The organism is Thermophilibacter provencensis (genome assembly GCF_900128445.1).
Classification (GTDB): Bacteria; Actinomycetota; Coriobacteriia; order Coriobacteriales; family Atopobiaceae; genus Thermophilibacter; species Thermophilibacter provencensis.
Window position 1 is genome coordinate 1,916,111 of the sequence record NZ_LT671417.1, and the last position, 16,920, is coordinate 1,933,030.

The 16,920-nt window shown below is 72.0% G+C and carries 13 protein-coding genes and 1 tRNA gene; 8 read left to right on the forward strand and 6 right to left on the reverse strand.

Features of this window, described 5'->3' with window-relative positions; all coding sequences use genetic code 11:
* Nucleotides 1–18 precede the first annotated feature (18 nt).
* The 6 genes from BQ7391_RS08600 to BQ7391_RS08625 form a co-directional block, all read right to left on the reverse strand.
* The gene (locus BQ7391_RS08600; protein WP_075280223.1) at nt 19–1,323 is read right to left on the reverse strand and encodes a tetratricopeptide repeat protein; all 1,305 of its coding nucleotides are present in this window, start codon (nt 1,321–1,323) and stop codon (nt 19–21) included.
* Between the two features lie 30 nt (nt 1,324–1,353).
* Nucleotides 1,354–1,902 (reverse strand): peptidylprolyl isomerase, encoded by a 549-nt coding sequence (locus tag BQ7391_RS08605; RefSeq protein ID WP_075280224.1) that lies wholly within the window; start codon nt 1,900–1,902, stop codon nt 1,354–1,356.
* A gap of 119 nt (nt 1,903–2,021) precedes the next feature.
* Nucleotides 2,022–3,002, reverse strand: coding sequence for a zinc ribbon domain-containing protein (locus BQ7391_RS08610; protein ID WP_075280225.1), 981 nt, complete (start codon nt 3,000–3,002; stop codon nt 2,022–2,024).
* Nucleotides 3,003–3,029: 27 nt separating this feature from the next.
* On the reverse strand, nt 3,030–5,696 hold the full coding sequence (gene acnA, locus BQ7391_RS08615) for an aconitate hydratase AcnA (RefSeq protein WP_075280226.1): 2,667 nt from the start codon (nt 5,694–5,696) through the stop codon (nt 3,030–3,032).
* Nucleotides 5,680–8,076 carry an HAD-IC family P-type ATPase gene (locus BQ7391_RS08620; protein ID WP_075280227.1) on the reverse strand — a complete coding sequence of 799 codons (2,397 nt, stop codon included), beginning with the start codon at nt 8,074–8,076 and terminating at the stop codon, nt 5,680–5,682. The genes acnA and BQ7391_RS08620 overlap by 17 nt, the downstream gene beginning before the upstream one ends.
* Nucleotides 8,077–8,235: 159 nt before the next feature.
* Nucleotides 8,236–8,312 (reverse strand) — tRNA-Arg (locus BQ7391_RS08625).
* A gap of 127 nt (nt 8,313–8,439) precedes the next feature.
* On the opposite strand from BQ7391_RS08625, the gene aroF reads away from it, so the two are divergent.
* From aroF to BQ7391_RS08665, 8 genes are all read left to right on the forward strand, one after another.
* Complete coding sequence (aroF, locus tag BQ7391_RS08630; RefSeq protein WP_075280228.1) at nt 8,440–9,465, forward strand: 3-deoxy-7-phosphoheptulonate synthase; 1,026 nt, start codon at nt 8,440–8,442, stop codon at nt 9,463–9,465.
* Nucleotides 9,466–10,341 (forward strand): prephenate dehydrogenase, encoded by an 876-nt coding sequence (locus BQ7391_RS08635; protein ID WP_075280229.1) that lies wholly within the window; start codon nt 9,466–9,468, stop codon nt 10,339–10,341. It abuts the gene before it with no gap.
* Complete coding sequence (aroB, locus tag BQ7391_RS08640) at nt 10,338–11,447, forward strand: 3-dehydroquinate synthase (protein ID WP_075280230.1); 1,110 nt, start codon at nt 10,338–10,340, stop codon at nt 11,445–11,447. The genes BQ7391_RS08635 and aroB overlap by 4 nt, the downstream gene beginning before the upstream one ends.
* Complete coding sequence (gene aroA, locus BQ7391_RS08645; RefSeq protein WP_075280231.1) at nt 11,444–12,763, forward strand: 3-phosphoshikimate 1-carboxyvinyltransferase; 1,320 nt, start codon at nt 11,444–11,446, stop codon at nt 12,761–12,763. The genes aroB and aroA overlap by 4 nt, the downstream gene beginning before the upstream one ends.
* Nucleotides 12,763–13,878 carry a chorismate synthase gene (gene aroC, locus BQ7391_RS08650; protein WP_075280232.1) on the forward strand — a complete coding sequence of 372 codons (1,116 nt, stop codon included), beginning with the start codon at nt 12,763–12,765 and terminating at the stop codon, nt 13,876–13,878. Before aroA ends, aroC begins: the two co-directional genes overlap by 1 nt.
* A 29-nt stretch (nt 13,879–13,907) precedes the next feature.
* Nucleotides 13,908–15,059 (forward strand): bifunctional chorismate mutase/prephenate dehydratase, encoded by a 1,152-nt coding sequence (locus BQ7391_RS08655; protein ID WP_075280233.1) that lies wholly within the window; start codon nt 13,908–13,910, stop codon nt 15,057–15,059.
* On the forward strand, nt 15,060–16,349 hold the full coding sequence (locus tag BQ7391_RS08660) for a shikimate kinase (protein WP_075280234.1): 1,290 nt from the start codon (nt 15,060–15,062) through the stop codon (nt 16,347–16,349).
* 213 nt (nt 16,350–16,562) lie between these two features.
* Nucleotides 16,563–16,920 (forward strand): PTS glucose/sucrose transporter subunit IIB (locus BQ7391_RS08665; protein WP_159437359.1); only part of this gene is annotated, 358 nt, incomplete at its 3' end.

The following is a 16,920-nucleotide window of genomic DNA, read 5'->3' on the forward strand; positions in this document are numbered from 1 at the left end:
TGCCCTGTTCGCTGGCTCTTACTCGTTGGCCGTCGTGCCGCCGGCGGAGGCGTACTCGGGCGTGACCGAGACGACCTTCCAGCTGATGCCGTCGCGGCGGAGCTCGACGGTGTAGTCCTGCTCCCCTCCGGCCGCGAGAGCGGCGGTGAGGTAGACGGTTGAGTCGGTCATGCTGCGGTCGCAGCCGCTCACGGTGACGGTGACGTCGCCGGTGGGGAGCGAGTCGCTCATGGCCTCGATCTGGCTTGCGGAGGTGCCTGCCACGACGTACTGCGCGATGTCCTCGCCGGAGGACTTGGCCTCGAAGAGCTCCTCGGCGACGGCCTCCTGGGTGGGCCAGCCGTAGCCGCGCACGTACGCGAAGACGGCGGCGCCGACGGCGAGGACGAGCAGCACGAGGAGGAAGACGAGGACCTTGAGGCCCGTGTGGCGATGCTTGCGGCGGACCTTGCGCTCCTGCTTGTCGGCGGCCATGAGGTCCTCCTCGGTGACCGAGAAGAAGCCCGTGTCCTCGGGAGACGGCATGAGCTCGCCCGACTCGCCCATCGGGTCGAGCGGGTCGTAGCCGCCGCCGTAGCCCGCGGCGGCGAGGAACGCGTCGGTGTCGGACTGGCGGCGCTCGCCGATGGAGGCGACCGCCTTGCGGGCGGCGTCGTAGGAGGCCTGCGCCTCGGGGGTGAGCGCGTAGGTGCCGTCGGCGGTGGCGTGCGCGAAGGCGTCGACGGCCTCGTTCATGCGGTTCGCGGCGACGTAGGCGAGGCCGAGGTCGCACCAGATCTGGTTCTGGCTCTCGAGCGGGGTCGTGAAGTCGAGCGCGGTGCGGTAGGCCTCGACGGCGTCGACGGCGCGCCCGAGGCGCATGAAGCAGCTGCCCAGCTTCGAGAGCGCCGCGGCGGGGGCGGGGTTGGCCTCGTCAATCGCGGCGTTGCGGTACGCCATGCCGGCGCCGCGGACGTCGCCGACCTGCTCGTACGCCGCGCCGAGCGCGAGATAGGCCTTGTAGGGGGTCGCGTAGGAGGCGTCGGAGACGGCCACGCTGAGCGCGGGGATGGCCTCGTCCGCACGACCGGCCGCGAGCAGCGCGCGGCCGAGGTTGCACTGGAGCGCGCCGCGCTTCCCGTACGACGCGTCGCCGAGCGCGCCCTCGTAGGCGCGCGCCGCGGAGTCGAACTGGCCGAGCTTCATGTACGCGTTGCCGCGGAGGTGGTCGACCTCGCCGGACGGCTCTCCCGGGGCCGCTGCGTCGGCGAGGCGGGTCACCGCCCCGAACCAGTCGCCGCTCTTGTAGGCGAGCTTGCCGGATTCATAAGCCTGCTGGTTCACTGTGCCCTCCAACGTGTGCTCCGCCCGCGCCTAGGCGCCGGCGTGCTCGATCCTGACCGAGTTGATGACGTCGCCCTGGCGAAGGGCGGCGATGACGTCGAGCCCCTCGAGCGTCTGGCCGAAGACGGTGTAGCCCGAGTCGAGGCCGTGCTGGGGCCCGAGGCAGAAGTAGAACTGGGACCCGGCGGAGTTGGGGTCCATGGAGCGCGCCATGGCGAGCGCGCCGTCGTCGTGGGAGTTGCGGGGGTTGACCGTGTACTCCTCGCGGATGCGGTAGCCCGGGCCGCCGGTCCCGGGGCGCCCCGTGGGGCCGACGCGGCCGGCGGCGACGTCTGCGGGCGACATCTCGCGGGTGTTGGGGCAGCCGCCCTGGATGACGAAGCCGGGGACGTAGCGGTGGAACTTCAGCCCGTCGTAGAAGCCCGAGGTGGCAAGCTCGCAGAAGTTGGCCACGTGAACGGGCGCGCCCGCGCCGTCGAGGCGCGCGCGGATGGTGCCCCTCGACGTGTCGAAGACGGCAACCTCGTCGCCCATGACCTGGTAGACGGGCGTATAGAGCGGGTCTTGGATGAATCCCATGTCCCTCTCCCCTCTCGGGGCGCGTTGCGTACGCGCGCACTATGCTTCCAACTAGATGATTCTAGCAGGAGGCGCCAGGTTTCACATATTCGGCAGAGAGACGGCGCGCAGGACGCCCCTCAGGCGGCTGGGTCCCACGCGTCGTAGTTCTGCGAGAAGAGCCTCTGGAACGCGGAGCCGGCGGACATGGCGTGGGTGATGGCCTCGGCGTCCGCGGACGGGTCGGAGGAGTCCGCGGAGATCTGCCAGGCCTCAGTGAGGGCGTCGCAGCGGTTCCTGAGCCAGTTGCCGAGCGTCTCGAGGTGGTCGACCGCCTCCGAGACCTCCTCGCTGCCGTCGTCGAGGGCGCCGATGTCGTTGATGAGGTTGGAGACCTCGATCGAGATGCCCCGCGCGGCGTCGAGCCCCGCGGCCCGGTCCTCTGACGAGGTGGACGACAGGACGCCGTCCGACCGCAGGAGGCGCTCGGACTCGTCCACGCGAGCCGAGAGCGAGCCGAGCGACTCGTGGGCGTCGGAGAGCGTGTCCTCGATGGTCCGGGTCTCCCCGGCCCGGTTCCCGTCCTGCCCGACGAGCGTCTCGAGGAAGCCGGGGAAGCCCGACATCGAGGTGTCGGCGGGCGTCGTCGCGGAGATGCGCGTGGCGCTCGGGTCCCAGGGATGGGTGATGAGGACGGTGGCCCCGCCCACCACGAAAACAGCGAGCAGGCCGGCGAGCAGGAACGCCCGCGTGCGGGGCATGCGGTCGCTGCGCGACACGGGCGACGAGGCGTCGTCGACGGAGGGCAGAGCGCTCTCTATGCGCGTGATGACGCCCGTCTCGTCGGCGTCCGCGGCCTCCCCGAGCTCGCCCGTCGCGCCGATGTCGGGGAGGTCGAGGTCGCGGGTCGGCCGCGCGGGGGCGGCCTCGGGCCCCTCGGGCCGGACCGCCGAGCCGCACTTGGGGCACACGTCGGCCCCCGGCGGCAGCAGGGCGCCGCAGCCGGGGCACCAGGCCGCGTCGCTCAGCGAGATGCGCTGGGTCGCGTCTATGGTCTCATGGCAGCGGGGACAGGCGAGCGAGCCGTCGGGCACGCGGCCCCCGCAGGCGGGGCAGATCACGAGGCGGCGCCCTCCTCTCTCGGTCCGCTAGCGGAGCTCGTCCAGGACGAACGGAAGGATACCACCCTTCGCGAGGAACGCGCCCTCCATGGGCGTGTCCACGCGCACAACGCACTCGAAGCTGAAGGAGGAGCCGTCCGGCCGCGACGCGCGGACGGTCGCCCTCGGCGAGGCCGGGAGCCCGCCCGAGAGGTCGACCGGGGAGACGTCGAAGGTCTCGTCTCCGCGGATGCCGAGGGACTCGGCGCCCTCGCCCTCGAGGAACTGGAGCGGGAGGACGCCCATCTGGACGAGGTTGGAGCGGTGGATGCGCTCGAAGCTCTCGGCTATGACGGCGCGCACGCCGAGCAGCAGCGGGCCCTTGCCCGCCCAGTCGCGGCTCGAGCCTGAGCCGTAGAGCTTGCCGGCCACCACGACGAGCGGGACCCCTGCGACGCGATACGACTCCGCCGCGTCGAAGATGGGCACGACGTCGCCGCTGAGCAGGTCCTTGGTCCATCCGCCCACGCGACCCTCGGCGAGCTCGTTTCTCAGCTTCACGTTGGCGAAGGTGCCGCGAGCCATGACCTCGTGGTTGCCGCGCCTTGCGCCGTAGGTGTTGAAGTCGGCGGGCTCGACGCCACGCTCGAGGAGGTAGCGAGCCGCGGGCGAGTCCTTGGCAATGGATCCGGCGGGCGAGATGTGGTCGGTCGTGACGAAGTCGCCGAGCAGGGCGAGCGCCCGGGCCCCGCGCACCTCGACGACGTCCTGCGGGCGGGCGATCTCGAAGTAGGGGGCGCGACGCACATAGGTGGACTCGGGGTCCCAGGGGAAGGTCGCGGACTGGTCGGAGGGGATGGAGCGCCAGGTCTCGGAGCCCTCGAGCAGGCCGCGCGAGCCCTCCTCGAAAAGCGAGGCGTCGCAGTGGGCGGCAAGCTCGGCGGAGATCTCGTCGGCGGTGGGCATGAGGTCGGAGAGCATGACGGGCGTGCCGTCCGGGGCATGGCCCACGGGCTCAGTGGCGAGGTCGACGTCCATGGTCCCGCACAGCGAGTAGGCGACCACGAGCGCGGGCTGGCACAGATAGTTCTGGCTCACGTCCGGGGAGATGCGCCCCTCGAAGTTCCGGTTGCCCGACAGGACGCTCGTGAGCTCGAGCTCGGCCGCGTGGGGCTTCAGGCAGGCCTTGATCTCCCCCGAGTTGCCGATGCAGCTCATGCAGCCAAAGCCGCAGGTGAAGAAGCCGAGCTTCCGGAGCGGCTCGGCAAGGCCGCAGCGCTCGAGCAGAAGCTCGGTCGCGTGGCTTCCGGGGGCGAGGACCCTCTTGACCCAGGGCTTGGGCTCAAGGCCGCGGTCGACGGCGTTGCGCGCGAGGAGCCCCGCGGCGACCATCATGGCGGGGTCCGTCGCGGTGGTGCAGCTCGTGATCGCCGCGATGGCGATGGCGCCGTGCGCGAGCGTCCCGACGCCCTCGACCTCGACCCTCTCGGCGAGGTCGCGCCCGCCTGCGCGCGCCGCGGACTCGAAGCGCTCCCTGAGGCCGGAGACCGAGACGCGGTCGTGCGGGCGCGAGGGGCCGGCGAGCGAGGGCTCGACGCTCGAGAGGTCGAGGTCGAGGCTGCGCGCGTAGACGCGACCCTCGCGCGTGCCGTAGACGCCCTGGGCCTCGAGGTAGGCGCGCGCGAAGGCCATCTCGCCCGAGTCGCGCCCGGCGGTCTCGAGGTAGTCGAAGGTCACGTCGTCCGCGGGGAAGAGCGTCGCCGTCGCCCCGTACTCGGGCGTCATGTTGGAGACGCACGCGCGCTGGGTCGCGGAGAGCGTGGCGACCCCCTCGCCCGTCACCTCGACGATGGTCCCGACGACCCCCTCCGCGCGCAGGAGCTGCGCGACGGTGAGCGCGAGGTCCATGCCGGAGACGCCGGGGCGAAGCGAGGACGTGAGCCTCAGCTCGACGACGGGCGGCACGAGCATCGAGATGGGCTGGCCGAGCGCCGCCGCCTCCGCCTCGATGCCGCCGACGCCCCAGCCGAGCACGCCGACGCCGTTGGCCGTCGTGGTGTGGGAGTCGGTGCCGACGAGGGTGTCGAAGCACGCCACGTCCTTCTCGCCCGCGCCGAGCGCGTCGGTCGTGACCACGCCGCAGAAGCGCTCGATGTTGAGCTGGTGGCAGATGCCGCCTCCCGGCGGGACGATCTCTACGTTCTGGAAGGAGCGGCTCGCCCACTTGAGGAAGGCGAAGCGCTCGCGGTTGCGCTCGGCCTCGAGGCGCTGGTTCTCCCCCACCGCCCCCGGGCACTCGGCGACGTCGGCGATGACGGAGTGGTCGACGACGAGCGTGCAGGGGATGCGCGGGTTCACGAGCAGCGGGTCGCCCCCGCGCTCGACCATGGCGTCGCGCATGGCGGCGAAGTCGACGAACACCGGGACGCCCGTGAAGTCCTGGAAGAGCACGCGGGCGGGCATGAACTCGATCTCTGAGCCCGCCGCCCCGGCCGTCCCGGCCTCGACGACGGCGGAGGCCATGCGAACGGCGTCATCGTCGGTCGCGGCGCGTCGGACGACGTTCTCGAGAAGGACGAGAAGCGCCCTCGGGAGGCGCTCGGCGCCCGGGATCCCCGAGACCACGTGGGCGAGGCGCGAGACGCCCCCGCCCTCAAGGGTCACCGGCCGGCGCGCGGAGAGGACCGCCTCGCGGAAATCAGTCGTTGCTGCCATGTCTGCCCTCCACCTTCCTCACGAGGCGCGCGAAGCGCTCGTCAGTCTCGTAGCTCGCGAGCGAGCGGTTGTACATCCAGTTGAAGAACGCGACCGCGACAAGGCCCGCGGCGGCGATCACCACCCCCATGCTACCCGTCATGTCCTCCATCTCGAAGAACGAGGCGAAGACCGTACACCCACACGCAACAATGGCGACGATCACGACCAGCAGCGCGGCCCGGAGCGGGGACAGCGGCTGGGAGATGCGCCAGACGAGCGCGATGCCCACGAAGGCGACCAGCACGGTGCAGACCGTCGATATCTCGCCGAACGAGTGGGAGAGCGCGCGACCCACGACGAGCTCGGCGAAAAGCGCAGCGACGATGGCCGCCGAGGCCGGCAGCGACCGGGCGAGCACGTTGGCGAGAAAGCTCCCGCGCACGAGCTCGTGGTTGGGCTCGAGGGCGAGCACGAACGAGGGTATGCCGATGACCGCCGTCGAGAGGAGCGACATCTGGATGGGGATGAAGGGGTACGGCGGCATGACGATGCAGATGAGCGCCAGGACGGCGGTGAAGACGGTCTTCACGAGGAAGAGCGACGCGGACCGCTGCAGGTTGTTGATCGAGCGCCTGCCCTCGGCGACGACCTCGGGCATGTGCGAGAAGTCGTTGTCCGCGAGGACGATCTCGGAGACGTTGCGCGCCGCGGCAGACCCCGAGGCCATGGCGACGGAGCAGTCAGCCTCGCGCAGGGCGAGGACGTCGTTCACGCCGTCGCCGGTCATGGCCACCGTGCGCCCGCGCCGGTGCAGGGCGCGCACGAGGTCGCGCTTCTGCTGCGGCGTGACGCGCCCGAACACGCGCGCCTCGTCGACGGCGGCGTCGAGCCTCTCGGGGGTGTCGAGCGTCGCGGCGTCCACGTATCGGTCGGCGTGCGGGACGCCGGCGCGCGCGGCGATGGCCGAGACCGTGCGGGGGTCGTCCCCGGAGATGACCCTGAGCTCGACCCCCTGGTCGAGGAAGAACCGCATGGTCTCGGGGGCGGTGGCGCGGATCTCGTCGCGAATGGCGACGCACCCCATCAGGCGCACCTCGCCGACGAGCGCGTTCCCCTCGTCGAACCCGTCGGCCTGGCCCACCACGAGCACGCGCTCCGTGGCGTCGAAGGCCCGCGCGACCCGGTCCGCCTCCCCCGCGCGGTCGCGGCCGAGCACGAACGCGGCCGCGCCCATCACGAGCGCGCGGCCGTCCGCGGCCACGCAGCCCGAGTACTTGCGCGCCGAGTCGAAGGGGACGGCCCGGGCCGCCCTCGCCGCGCGGATGCCGAGCGCGTCGGCGTGGCGCAGGAGGGCGAGCGCGGTCTCGTTGGCGTCCTCCGCGTTGGCAGCCGCTATCGCGGCCATGGCGGACTCGACCTCGGCCTCGGAGAACCCGGCCGCGGCGCGCACGGAGGAGACCTCCATCTCCCCCGAGGTGATCGTGCCCGTCTTGTCGAGGCAGAGCGTGTCCACGCGCGCGAGCGTCTCCACGCAGTACGCCTGCTGGACGAGGACCATCCGCCGGCCGAGCCGGAAGGTGGCGATGGCGAGGACGGAGGAGGTGAGCAGGACGAGGCCCTGCGGGATCATGCCGATGACGGCGGCGACCGAGGTGAGGATCGCGTCGTCCAGGCTGCCGCCGTCCATGAGGACCGACCTCAGGAAGAGGCCGAGCCCGAGCGGCACGAGCGCGGCCGTGCCGAGCCGGATGATGGCGCGCAGGGTCTCCTGGATCTCCGAGCGCACGGCCTTGACGTACTTCGCCTCGGCGTTGATGCGCGCGGCGTAGCCCTCGGCGCCCACGCGCGTGACGCGCGCGACGAGGCTGCCCGCGTCGACGAAGCTCCCCGAGAGCAGCTCGTCGCCGGGGCCCTTGGAGACGGGCTTGGCCTCGCCGGTGAGCAGGCTCTCGTTCATGGAGACGTTGCCGGAGACGATGACGCCGTCGGCGGGCACCTGGTCGCCGTGGGAGAGCCGCACGAGGTCGTCGAGGACGAGCTCGGAGGCGGGCAGCGCGCGCTCGCCGGAGGCGCGGACGACGGTGACCTCCTTCTGCGTGAGGATCGTGAGCCGGTCCACCATGCGCTTGGCGCGGACCTCCTGGACGACGCCGATGAGCAGGTTGGCCCCCACGACGCACATGAAGAGGAGGTTGCGGTACTGGCCGGTGAGCAGCACGAGGACGGCGAGCGCGAGGTTCACGCCGTTGAACAGCGTGAGCGCGTGCTCCGCCACGATCTGGCGCACGGACTTGGTCTTGACGTCGGTGTTCGCGTTGGTGAGGCCCTTGGCCACGCGGTCAGCGACCTCCGCGTCGGTGAGCCCGGCGGGCACCGCGTCCTTCTCGTCTGGCGTCATCGCTCCCCTCTCGTCCGGTGCGTGACCCATTGTGCCACGGGGCGGGCGCGGCTCGGCGAACCTTACGAAAAAGAGAGACTTTCGGGCGCGGCGCGGGCGCGCGCAGAACGAAACGAACCCGCGAGACGGGGGGTCTCACGGGTTCGCACGTCTTGCGAATGGTGCGCCCAGGGGGATTCGAACCCACGACCTTCTGCTCCGGAGGCAGACGCTCTCATCCACTGAGCTATGGGCGCATGCGAGGGCAGTATAGCTCAATCCCCCGCCCGTCACAATCCAGACGGGCGGGACGCCGTAACCTCGCGGTCACACGCGCGTGGTATCATCGCGCAGCATTTCACGCACCCGACACAGGAGAAGCGAATGATCGCAGTAGTGAGGGACAGCGCCACAGCCGAGCAGCTCGACCACTTCGTCAGGTGGATCGAGGACCGCGGCTTCAGGACGAACGTCTCCCAGGGAGACAACGAGACCCTGGTCGGCATCATCGGCGACACCACCCGCATCGACCCGTTCCTGCTCGAGAGCATGGACATCGTCGAGCGCGTACAGCGCGTCTCCGAGCCGTTCAAGCTCGCCAACCGCAAGTTCCACCCCGAGGACACCGTCGTCGACTGCGGTCACGGCGTGCTCGTGGGCGGCGGCAACTTCCAGGTGATCGCCGGGCCGTGCTCGGTCGAGGGCGACAACCTCATGGGCATCGCCCGCGCCGTGCGCGCGGCGGGCGCCACGATGCTGCGCGGCGGCGCGTTCAAGCCGAGGACCTCCCCCTACACGTCCCAGGGCATGGGCGAGCGCGGCCTCGACCTGCTCATGGAGGCGGGCTCCGAGCTCGACATGCCCGTCGTGACGGAGATCATGGACCCGCGCGACGTCGGGCTCTTCCTCGACAGGGGCGTGGACGTCCTCCAGGTCGGGGCGAGAAACGCGCAGAACTTCCCCCTCCTGCGCGAGGTTGGCAAGTCCGGCATCCCGGTCCTGCTGAAGCGCGGCATGTCCGAGACCATCGACGAGTTCGTCATGAGCGCCGAGTACGTCATGAGCGAGGGCAACTCCAACGTCATGCTCTGCGAGCGCGGCGTCCGCACCTTCGAGACGCGCACGAGGAACACCTTCGACGTGAACGCGATCCCCGTCCTGCACCACCTCACCCACCTGCCCGTCGTCGGGGATCCGAGCCACGCCACGGGCTACACGCGCTACGTGAGGCCCGCCGCCTACGCGGCCGTCGCCGCGGGGGCCGACGCCCTCGAGATCGAGGTGCACGACTGCCCCGCGAAGGCCTGGTCGGACGGCGCCCAGGCGCTCACGCCGGACCAGTTCTCCGACGCCATGCGACGCATCGCGCTCATCCGCGAGGCCGTCACCGCCGACCTCGGGGAGGCCTAGGTGGCCGCCCGCGCGCTCGCCCCCGAGGTCGTCCCGGGACGCATCGGCATCGTGGGGCTCGGCCTCATGGGGGGCTCCTTCGCCAAGGCCTTCGCGGCCGCCGGCGTCGAGGCCTTCGCCTGGAACAGGACGCGCTCCACGCTCGATCTCGCGATGATAGAGACCGTCTCGGGCGAGCTCACCGACGAGGTGGTGCCGACCTGCGAGCTCCTGATCCTCGCGGGCTACCCCGCCGCGGCCGTCTCGTGGCTCGAGGAGATGGCGCCGCTCATCTCCGCCGGCGCCATCGTGATCGACGCGGTGGGCGTCAAGCGCGTCATCTGCGAGCGGTGCGAGAAGATCGCGGAGGGCCGCCCCTTCACCTTCGTCGGCTGCCACCCCATGGCGGGAACGCAGTACTCCGGCTTCGCCCACGCGCGCGCGTCGATGTTCAGGGGCGCGCCGATGGTCGTCGTGCCGCCCGAGATGGACGACTTCGAGCGGGCGGACGTCCTCGAGCGCCTGAAGGAGCTCCTCGAGCCATGCGGCTTCGGCAGCTTCACGCTCGCCACGCCCGAGGAGCACGACCGGGTCATCGCCTTCACCTCGCAGCTCGCCCACGTCGTCTCCAACGCCTACGTCAAGAGCCCGACGGCCCGCGCGCACCGGGGGTTCTCGGCGGGCTCCTACCGCGACCTCACGCGCGTCGCCCGCCTGAACGCGCCCATGTGGACGGAGCTCTTCCTCGACAACGCCGACTTCCTCTCCGAGGAGATCGGGACCATCATCCGGAGCCTCTCCGAGTACAAGGAGGCCATCGACGCGCGCGACGCCGGGCGGCTCGAGTCGCTCCTCGCGGAGGGCGACAGGATCAAGAGGGAGGTCGACCGCCGATGAGCGAGCCGTCTTCCGGCGGGCGCGTGGTGCGCGTGAGCGCCGCATCGGGCGCCTATGACGTCCACGTCGGCGCGGGCGTGCTCGCCCGCGCCGGGGCCATCGCCCGCGAGGCGGCGGGCGGCGGGAGGTGCTGCGTGGTCACGGAGACCAACGTCGGGCCCCTCTACGCCGACGAGCTCGAGGCCTCGCTCGCCTCCGCCGGCTACGAGGTCGCCCCCAGGCTCACCTTCCCCGCAGGAGAGCCCTCGAAGAGCCTCGGGACGCTCGCGGGCCTGCTCGAGGGCCTCGCCGAGCGCGGCCTCACGCGAGACGACGTCGTGGTCGCTCTCGGGGGCGGCGTGACGGGCGACGTCGCGGGGCTCGCGGCGGCGCTCTACCTCAGGGGGTGCCCCGTGGTGCAGGTCCCCACGTCGCTTCTCGCCATGGTCGACTCCTCCGTCGGCGGCAAGACCGCCGTCGACCTGCCCGCGGGCAAGAACCTCGCGGGCGCGTTCTGGCAGCCGTCCGCCGTGGTGGCCGACGTGCGATGCCTCTCCACCGTGTCCCCCGAGCTCTTCCGCGACTCGTGCGGGGAGGTCGTGAAGCACGCCGTTCTCGCCGACGCCCGGATGCTCGACGACCTCACGCGCGCCCCGCTCACCGCGCCGGGCGTCGGAGAGGCGCGCCTCGCCGACGTGGTGGCAAGGAACGTGGAGATAAAGCGCGACGTCGTCGACGCCGACGAGCGAGAGCGCGGGCTTCGGCAGACGCTCAACCTCGGGCACACCCTGGGGCACGCCATCGAGTCGGCGAGCGGGTTCTCCCTCGGGCACGGCTCATGCGTCGCCGCCGGCCTCTGCATGGTCTCGCGCGCGTCCGCGAGGATGGGGTGGTGCTCCGAGGAGACGGCCGCGCGCATCGTCGCGTGCGTCGAGGCGCACGGGCTGCCCACGGGAAGCGACGTCCCCACGGAGACGCTCATGGGCTACGTCGGGCATGACAAGAAGCGCCACGGCGACTCCGTGAACCTCGTCGTCCCCGTCGAGCCCGGCAGGGTCGAGGTCCGCCGCGTCGCCCTTGGCGAGCTCAAGCGCATCGTGGAGCTTGGAAGGGGGGCCAGACCGTGAACGCGACCATCGAGGCCGGCCCCCTCTCCGGCGAGCTCGACGCCCCATCCTCGAAGTCGGAGGCGCACCGCCTGCTCGTCTGCGCCGCCTTCGCGCCGGGCGTCACCGACGTCTCCTGCGCCACCTCCTCGGAGGACATCGAGGCCACGGCGTCGTGCCTCGAGGAGCTCGGCGCCCGCATCGCCCGGACGAGGGGCGGCTTCCGCGTGCGCCCCGTGCCCGGCACCTCCGCGACGGACAACCTCCCCGAGGCGCGCCGCGGGGCACTGCTCGACTGCGGCGAGTCCGGGTCCACGCTGCGCTTCCTCCTGCCCGTCGTCGCCGCGCTCGGCTGCGACGCCCGGCTCACCGGCCGCGGCAGGCTCCCCGAGCGGCCGCTCTCGCCGCTCTACGAGGAGCTCGAGGCGCATGGCGCGACCCTCTCGGGGCAGGGCGTCTTCCCGCTCTCGGTGGGGGGCAGGCTCAGGCCAGGCCGCTTCTCCCTTCCGGGCGACGTCTCCTCGCAGTTCGTGACCGGGCTCCTGCTCGCCGCCCCGCTCCTTCGCGCCCCCGTCGAGGTCGTGGTGGGCGAGCCCGTCGAGTCGGCCCCCTACATCGACATCACCGTCTCAGCCCTCAGGACGTTCGGCGTCGAGGTCTCCGAGGGTGGCGCGGTGACGGACGGCGGGCGCCCCGCCCGCTCCTTCGTCGTCTGCGCCCCGGGCGGCTACGTCACGCCCGGCGAGGTGTCCGTGGGCGGCGACTGGTCGAACGCCGCGTTCTGGCTCGCCGCGGGCGCGATTGGGGAGGGCGGCGTCGCCGTGCGGGGGCTCGACCTGGCGAGCGCCCAGGGCGACCGCCAGGTCCTCGCCGCGCTCGCCCTGCTCGGCGCCCGGGTGCTGCGCCGCCCGGGCGGCGCCGCGTGCGAGCTCGACCGCCTGCGCGGCCGCGAGCTCGACGTGAGCAGCTGCCCCGACCTCGTGCCGCCCCTCGCCGCCGTCGCCGCCGTCACGGAGGGCACGACGCGCGTGCGCGGCGCGGCGCGGCTGCGCATCAAGGAGTCGGACCGCCTCGAGACCGTCTCCGCCGCGATCCGCGCGCTTGGCGGCCGCGCGCGGGCCGTCGACGACGGCCTCGACATCGAGGGCGTGCCCGAGCTCGCCGGCGGGACCGTCGACGCGGCGAACGACCACCGCATCGCCATGATGGCCGCGATCCTCGCCTCCCGCTGCTCCGGCCCCGTGACCATCCTCGGGGCGGAGTGCGTCGCCAAGTCCTATCCCGCCTTCTTCGAGGACCTCGCGGCCCTCGGGGGCATCGTCAGAAAGGAGCGGTGATGCCGTCCTCGTTTGGCACCGCGCTCAGGGTCACCGTGTTCGGCCAGTCGCACTCCCCCGCCGTCGGGTGCGTCGTGGAGGGGCTCCCCTCGGGGCTGCCCGTCGACCTCGAGGCCCTCTCGGCCTTCGTGGCGCGCCGCGCCCCCGGCAACGACCCCTGGGGGACGCCGCGCAAGGAGCCGGACGCCCCCCGCATCGTCTCCGGGCTCAACCCCGACGGGCGCACCTGCGGCGCTCCGCTCGCCGTCGTCATCGAGAACACCAACACCCGCTCGCGCGACTACAACAACCTCCTCGCCGTGCCGCGGCCGGGCCACGCCGACTTCGCCGCCTGGGCCAAGTGGCACGGGGAGCAGGACGTGCCGGGCGGCGGCCACTTCTCCGGCCGGCTCACCGGCCCGCTCTGCGTTGCGGGCGGGATAGCCCTCCAGTGGCTCGCCACCAGGGGCGTGGGCGTGCAAGCCCACGTCGCCGAGCTCGCCGGCATCCCCGACGAGCCCTTCTCGGCGCTCGACAACTCGCCCGCCTCGCTCGACCTGCTCGCGCGCCAGATGGCAGCCCTCGGCGACGGGAGGCGCATGCCGACCGTGGACGAGGCCGCGGGCGCGCGCATGGTCGAGGCCGTCATGGACGCGAGGTCCCGCAAGGACACGCTCGGCGGCGTCGTCGAGTGCGTGGCCACGGGTCTGCCCGCAGGGGCGGGGTCTCCGATGTTCGACGGCGTGGAGAACGTCATGGCGCGCGCCCTCTTCGGCATTCCCGCCGTGAAGGGCGTCGAGTTCGGGCGCGGCTTCGGCGTGGCCCGGCTCTCCGGCACGCAGAACAACGACCCCTACGAGGTCCGCGGCGGCACCTGCGTCCCCGCGACCAACAACGCCGGCGGCATCCTCGGCGGCATCACCACGGGCGCCCCGGTGCTCGTGCGCTGCGCCTTCAAGCCCATCTCCAGCGTCATGGTCGAGCAGGACTCCGTCGACCTCACGACGATGGAGCCGGCGCGGCTCAAGGTGCACGGCCGCCACGACACCACGGCGGTCATCCGGGCGGTCCCCGTGGTCGAGGCGGTCTGCGCGCTCGCGCTCGCGGACCTCCTTCTCGCATGGCCCGCCGAGTGACGCACGCAGGCGACAACGAAAGGTTTGACATGCCTGAGCTCTCTGAACTTCGACGCGAGATAGACCGCATTGACGGGGAGGTCTTCCGGCTCTTCTCGGAGCGCGCCGGCGTGGCCGAGCAGGTCGCGGCCTACAAGCGCGAGCACGACATGCGCGTCTTCGACCCCGCCCGCGAGCGGGCCAAGGTCGCGGACGCCGCAGAGCGCGCGCCTCGGGACCTAGCGACCTACGCCCAGGTGCTGATGGAGCTCCTCATGGAGGCCTCTCGCGCGCGCCAGCACGCGCTGCTCGCCGACGCCGCGGACGACGGCACCCTCGCGCTCGTCGAGCGGGCCCGCGCGGAGACGCCGGAGCTCTTCCCCCGCTCGGCGCACGTCTCATGCCAGGGGGTCGAGGGCGCCTACTCGCAGATCGCGGCAGAGCGCATCTTCCGCCGCCCCTCGATCAGCTACGCCGCGACGTTCGACGGCGTGTTTCGCGCCGTCGAGCAGGGCGCCGCGGACTACGGCGTCATCCCCGTCGAGAACTCCACCGCCGGCTCGGTGAACCAGGTCTTCGACCTCATGATGGAGCACTCGTTCTACGTGGTGCGCACCACCCGCGTGAAGGTTGACCACAACCTGCTCGCCCTGCCCGGCGCCGAGCTTTCCGGCATCCGCGAGATATTCAGCCACGAGCAGGCGATCAACCAGTGCGCGGAGTTCCTCTCCGGCCTGCCCGACGTCCGTGTGCGCGTCTGCGAGAACACCGCGGCGGCGGCCAAGGGGGTCGCCGAGTCCGGACGGCGCGACGTCGCCGCGCTCTCGTCGCTCCCGTGCGCCGGGCTCTACGGCCTCGAGGTGCTCTCCGCCGACGTCCAGGACCGTGACAACAACTACACGCGCTTCGCCTGCATCTCCAAGAGCCTCGAGGTCTACCCCGGCGCGGACCGCACCTCCCTCATGATCGTGCTGCCCCACGAGCCCGGCGCCCTCTACAAGCTGCTCGCCAAGTTCTACGCGCTCGACATCAACCTCCTCAAGCTCGAGAGCCGCCCCATCCCCGAGCGTGACTTCGAGTTCATGTTCTACTTCGACATCGAGTGCCCGGTCGCGGCGCCCGAGTTCTCTTCCCTCCTGGCGACGCTCTCCCCGCTCTGCCAGGAGTTCCGCTACCTCGGGAGCTATGCGGAGGTGATCTAAGTGAAAAGCGAGAGGGGCCTCGGCGAGGCGCGCTTCGGACTCGTCGGGCGCTCGCTCGGGCACAGCTGGTCGCCGCAGATCCACGCGCGGCTGGGCTCCGCGCCCTACGCGCTCGTTGAGGTCGAGCCGGATGGGCTCGCCCCCCTCGTGCGCGACGGGGCGTGGCGCGGCCTCAACGTGACCATCCCCTACAAGCGCGAGGCCGCCGCGCTCGCGGACGTGCGCTCCCCCGCAGTGAGGCGCATCGGGGCGGCGAACACCCTCGTGCGCGCCGAGGACGGGCGCGTCGTTGCGGAGAACACCGACGTCCTCGGCTTCTCCTGGATGCTCTCGCGCTTCTGCCGAGAGCGCCTCGGGGGCTCCCCGCGCGACCTCCTCGAGGGCGAGAAGGTCCTCGTCCTCGGGAGCGGCGGCGCGAGCCAGGCCGTCGTCGACGCGCTCGAGCACGTCGCCGGGGCGCGCGCCGTCGTGATCTCCCGATCGGGCGACGAGACCTACGGCACCCTCGTCGAGCGCCATGCCGACGCCGCGCTCCTCGTCAACACCACGCCCGTGGGCATGTTCCCGCGCTGCCCCGCCACGCCCGTCCCCGAGGGGGACCTTGCCCGGCTCACGGGGCTCAGGGGCGTGCTCGACGTGGTCTACAACCCCGAGCGCACCGGGCTTTGCCTCTGCGCCGAGCGCCTCGGCCTGCCGAGCGAGTCGGGCCTCGCCATGCTCGTCGCCCAGGCGCTCTACGCGAGCGAGCTCTTCCAGGGGCGCCAGATCGACGACGCCGTCGTCCCCCTCATCGAGCGGGAGATTCGCTCCCAGACCCAGAACGTGGTGCTCATCGGCATGCCCGGGGCCGGCAAGACGAGCAGCGGCAGGGCCCTCGCCCGCGCGCTCGGCAGGCCGTTCGTCGACATCGACGAGGTCGTCGCTACCGAGCAGGGCCGCAGCGCGGCCCAGATCATCCGCGAGGACGGCGAGGGGCGCTTCCGCGAGGTCGAGTCCGAGGCCACCGCCCGCTACGGCGCCCGCTCCGGCCTTGTCATCGCCTGCGGAGGGGGCGTCGTCACGCGCCCCGAGAACTACGGGCCCCTTCGCCAGAACGGCACGATCGTCCTTCTCGACCGCCCGGTCGGCCAGCTCGGCACCGAGGATCGCCCGGTCTCGCAGGCGCGCGGCGTCGAGGAGCTCGCGGCCGAGCGCATGCCGCTCTATCGCGCCTGGTCGGACGTGGTCGTGAGGTGCACGGGGACGCCGCAGGGCGACGCGGCGCTCATCCGTTCCCGCCTCGGCCTGTAGCGGCGCGCGTCGAGCCGTCGCGGCGGCGGGCACGCCGACTTGTGGCGTTTTGCCGGAGCCTCGACCGCCCGCCGCGCCGCTCGGCGGGATGGGCGGCGCGGCGGCGCGGCACACGTATACTAGCCATTCGAAAAGACGGATGACGCAGTCGTATGACGGTGAGTGGAGACGGGGCTCTGACTCGCGATTCGACGACGGGGAAAGGATCGCGGAGTGGACAGGCACCAGATCGCAGAGGAGGTCCTCGCGGCCATCGGCGGGGGCAAGAACGTCACGGCCAACGACATCTGCATGACCCGCCTCAGGCTCGTGACCGAGGACCCCTCCCTCGTCGACACCGACCAGCTGTCCGCCGCGCGCGGAGTGCTCGGCTTTGTGAGGAGGGGCGACAACGGCATCGAGGTCGTCTTCGGGCCCGGCAAGGCAGAGGCCGTCCACGATGAGATCGCGCGCATGACCGGCGTCGACACGAGCGACGCCGAGCAGGGCCCCTCCTTCCTCCCCCAGCAGAGCTCCATAAGGGTCCACATCACCCCCTCCCGCCTCCGCCCCGCCCCGGTGGCGCCCGCCT

Bases quoted from the DNA above. Each gene is read 5' to 3' on its own strand.
- BQ7391_RS08605 (WP_075280224.1), bottom strand. From the start codon at position 1,902: ATGGGATTCATCCAAGACCCGCTCTATACGCCCGTCTACCAGGTCATG.
- acnA (WP_075280226.1), bottom strand. From the start codon at position 5,696: ATGGCAGCAACGACTGATTTCCGCGAGGCGGTCCTCTCCGCGCGCCGG.
- BQ7391_RS08620 (WP_075280227.1), bottom strand. From the start codon at position 8,076: ATGACGCCAGACGAGAAGGACGCGGTGCCCGCCGGGCTCACCGACGCG.
- aroF (WP_075280228.1), top strand. From the start codon at position 8,440: ATGATCGCAGTAGTGAGGGACAGCGCCACAGCCGAGCAGCTCGACCAC.
- aroB (WP_075280230.1), top strand. From the start codon at position 10,338: ATGAGCGAGCCGTCTTCCGGCGGGCGCGTGGTGCGCGTGAGCGCCGCA.
- aroC (WP_075280232.1), top strand. From the start codon at position 12,763: ATGCCGTCCTCGTTTGGCACCGCGCTCAGGGTCACCGTGTTCGGCCAG.
- BQ7391_RS08655 (WP_075280233.1), top strand. From the start codon at position 13,908: ATGCCTGAGCTCTCTGAACTTCGACGCGAGATAGACCGCATTGACGGG.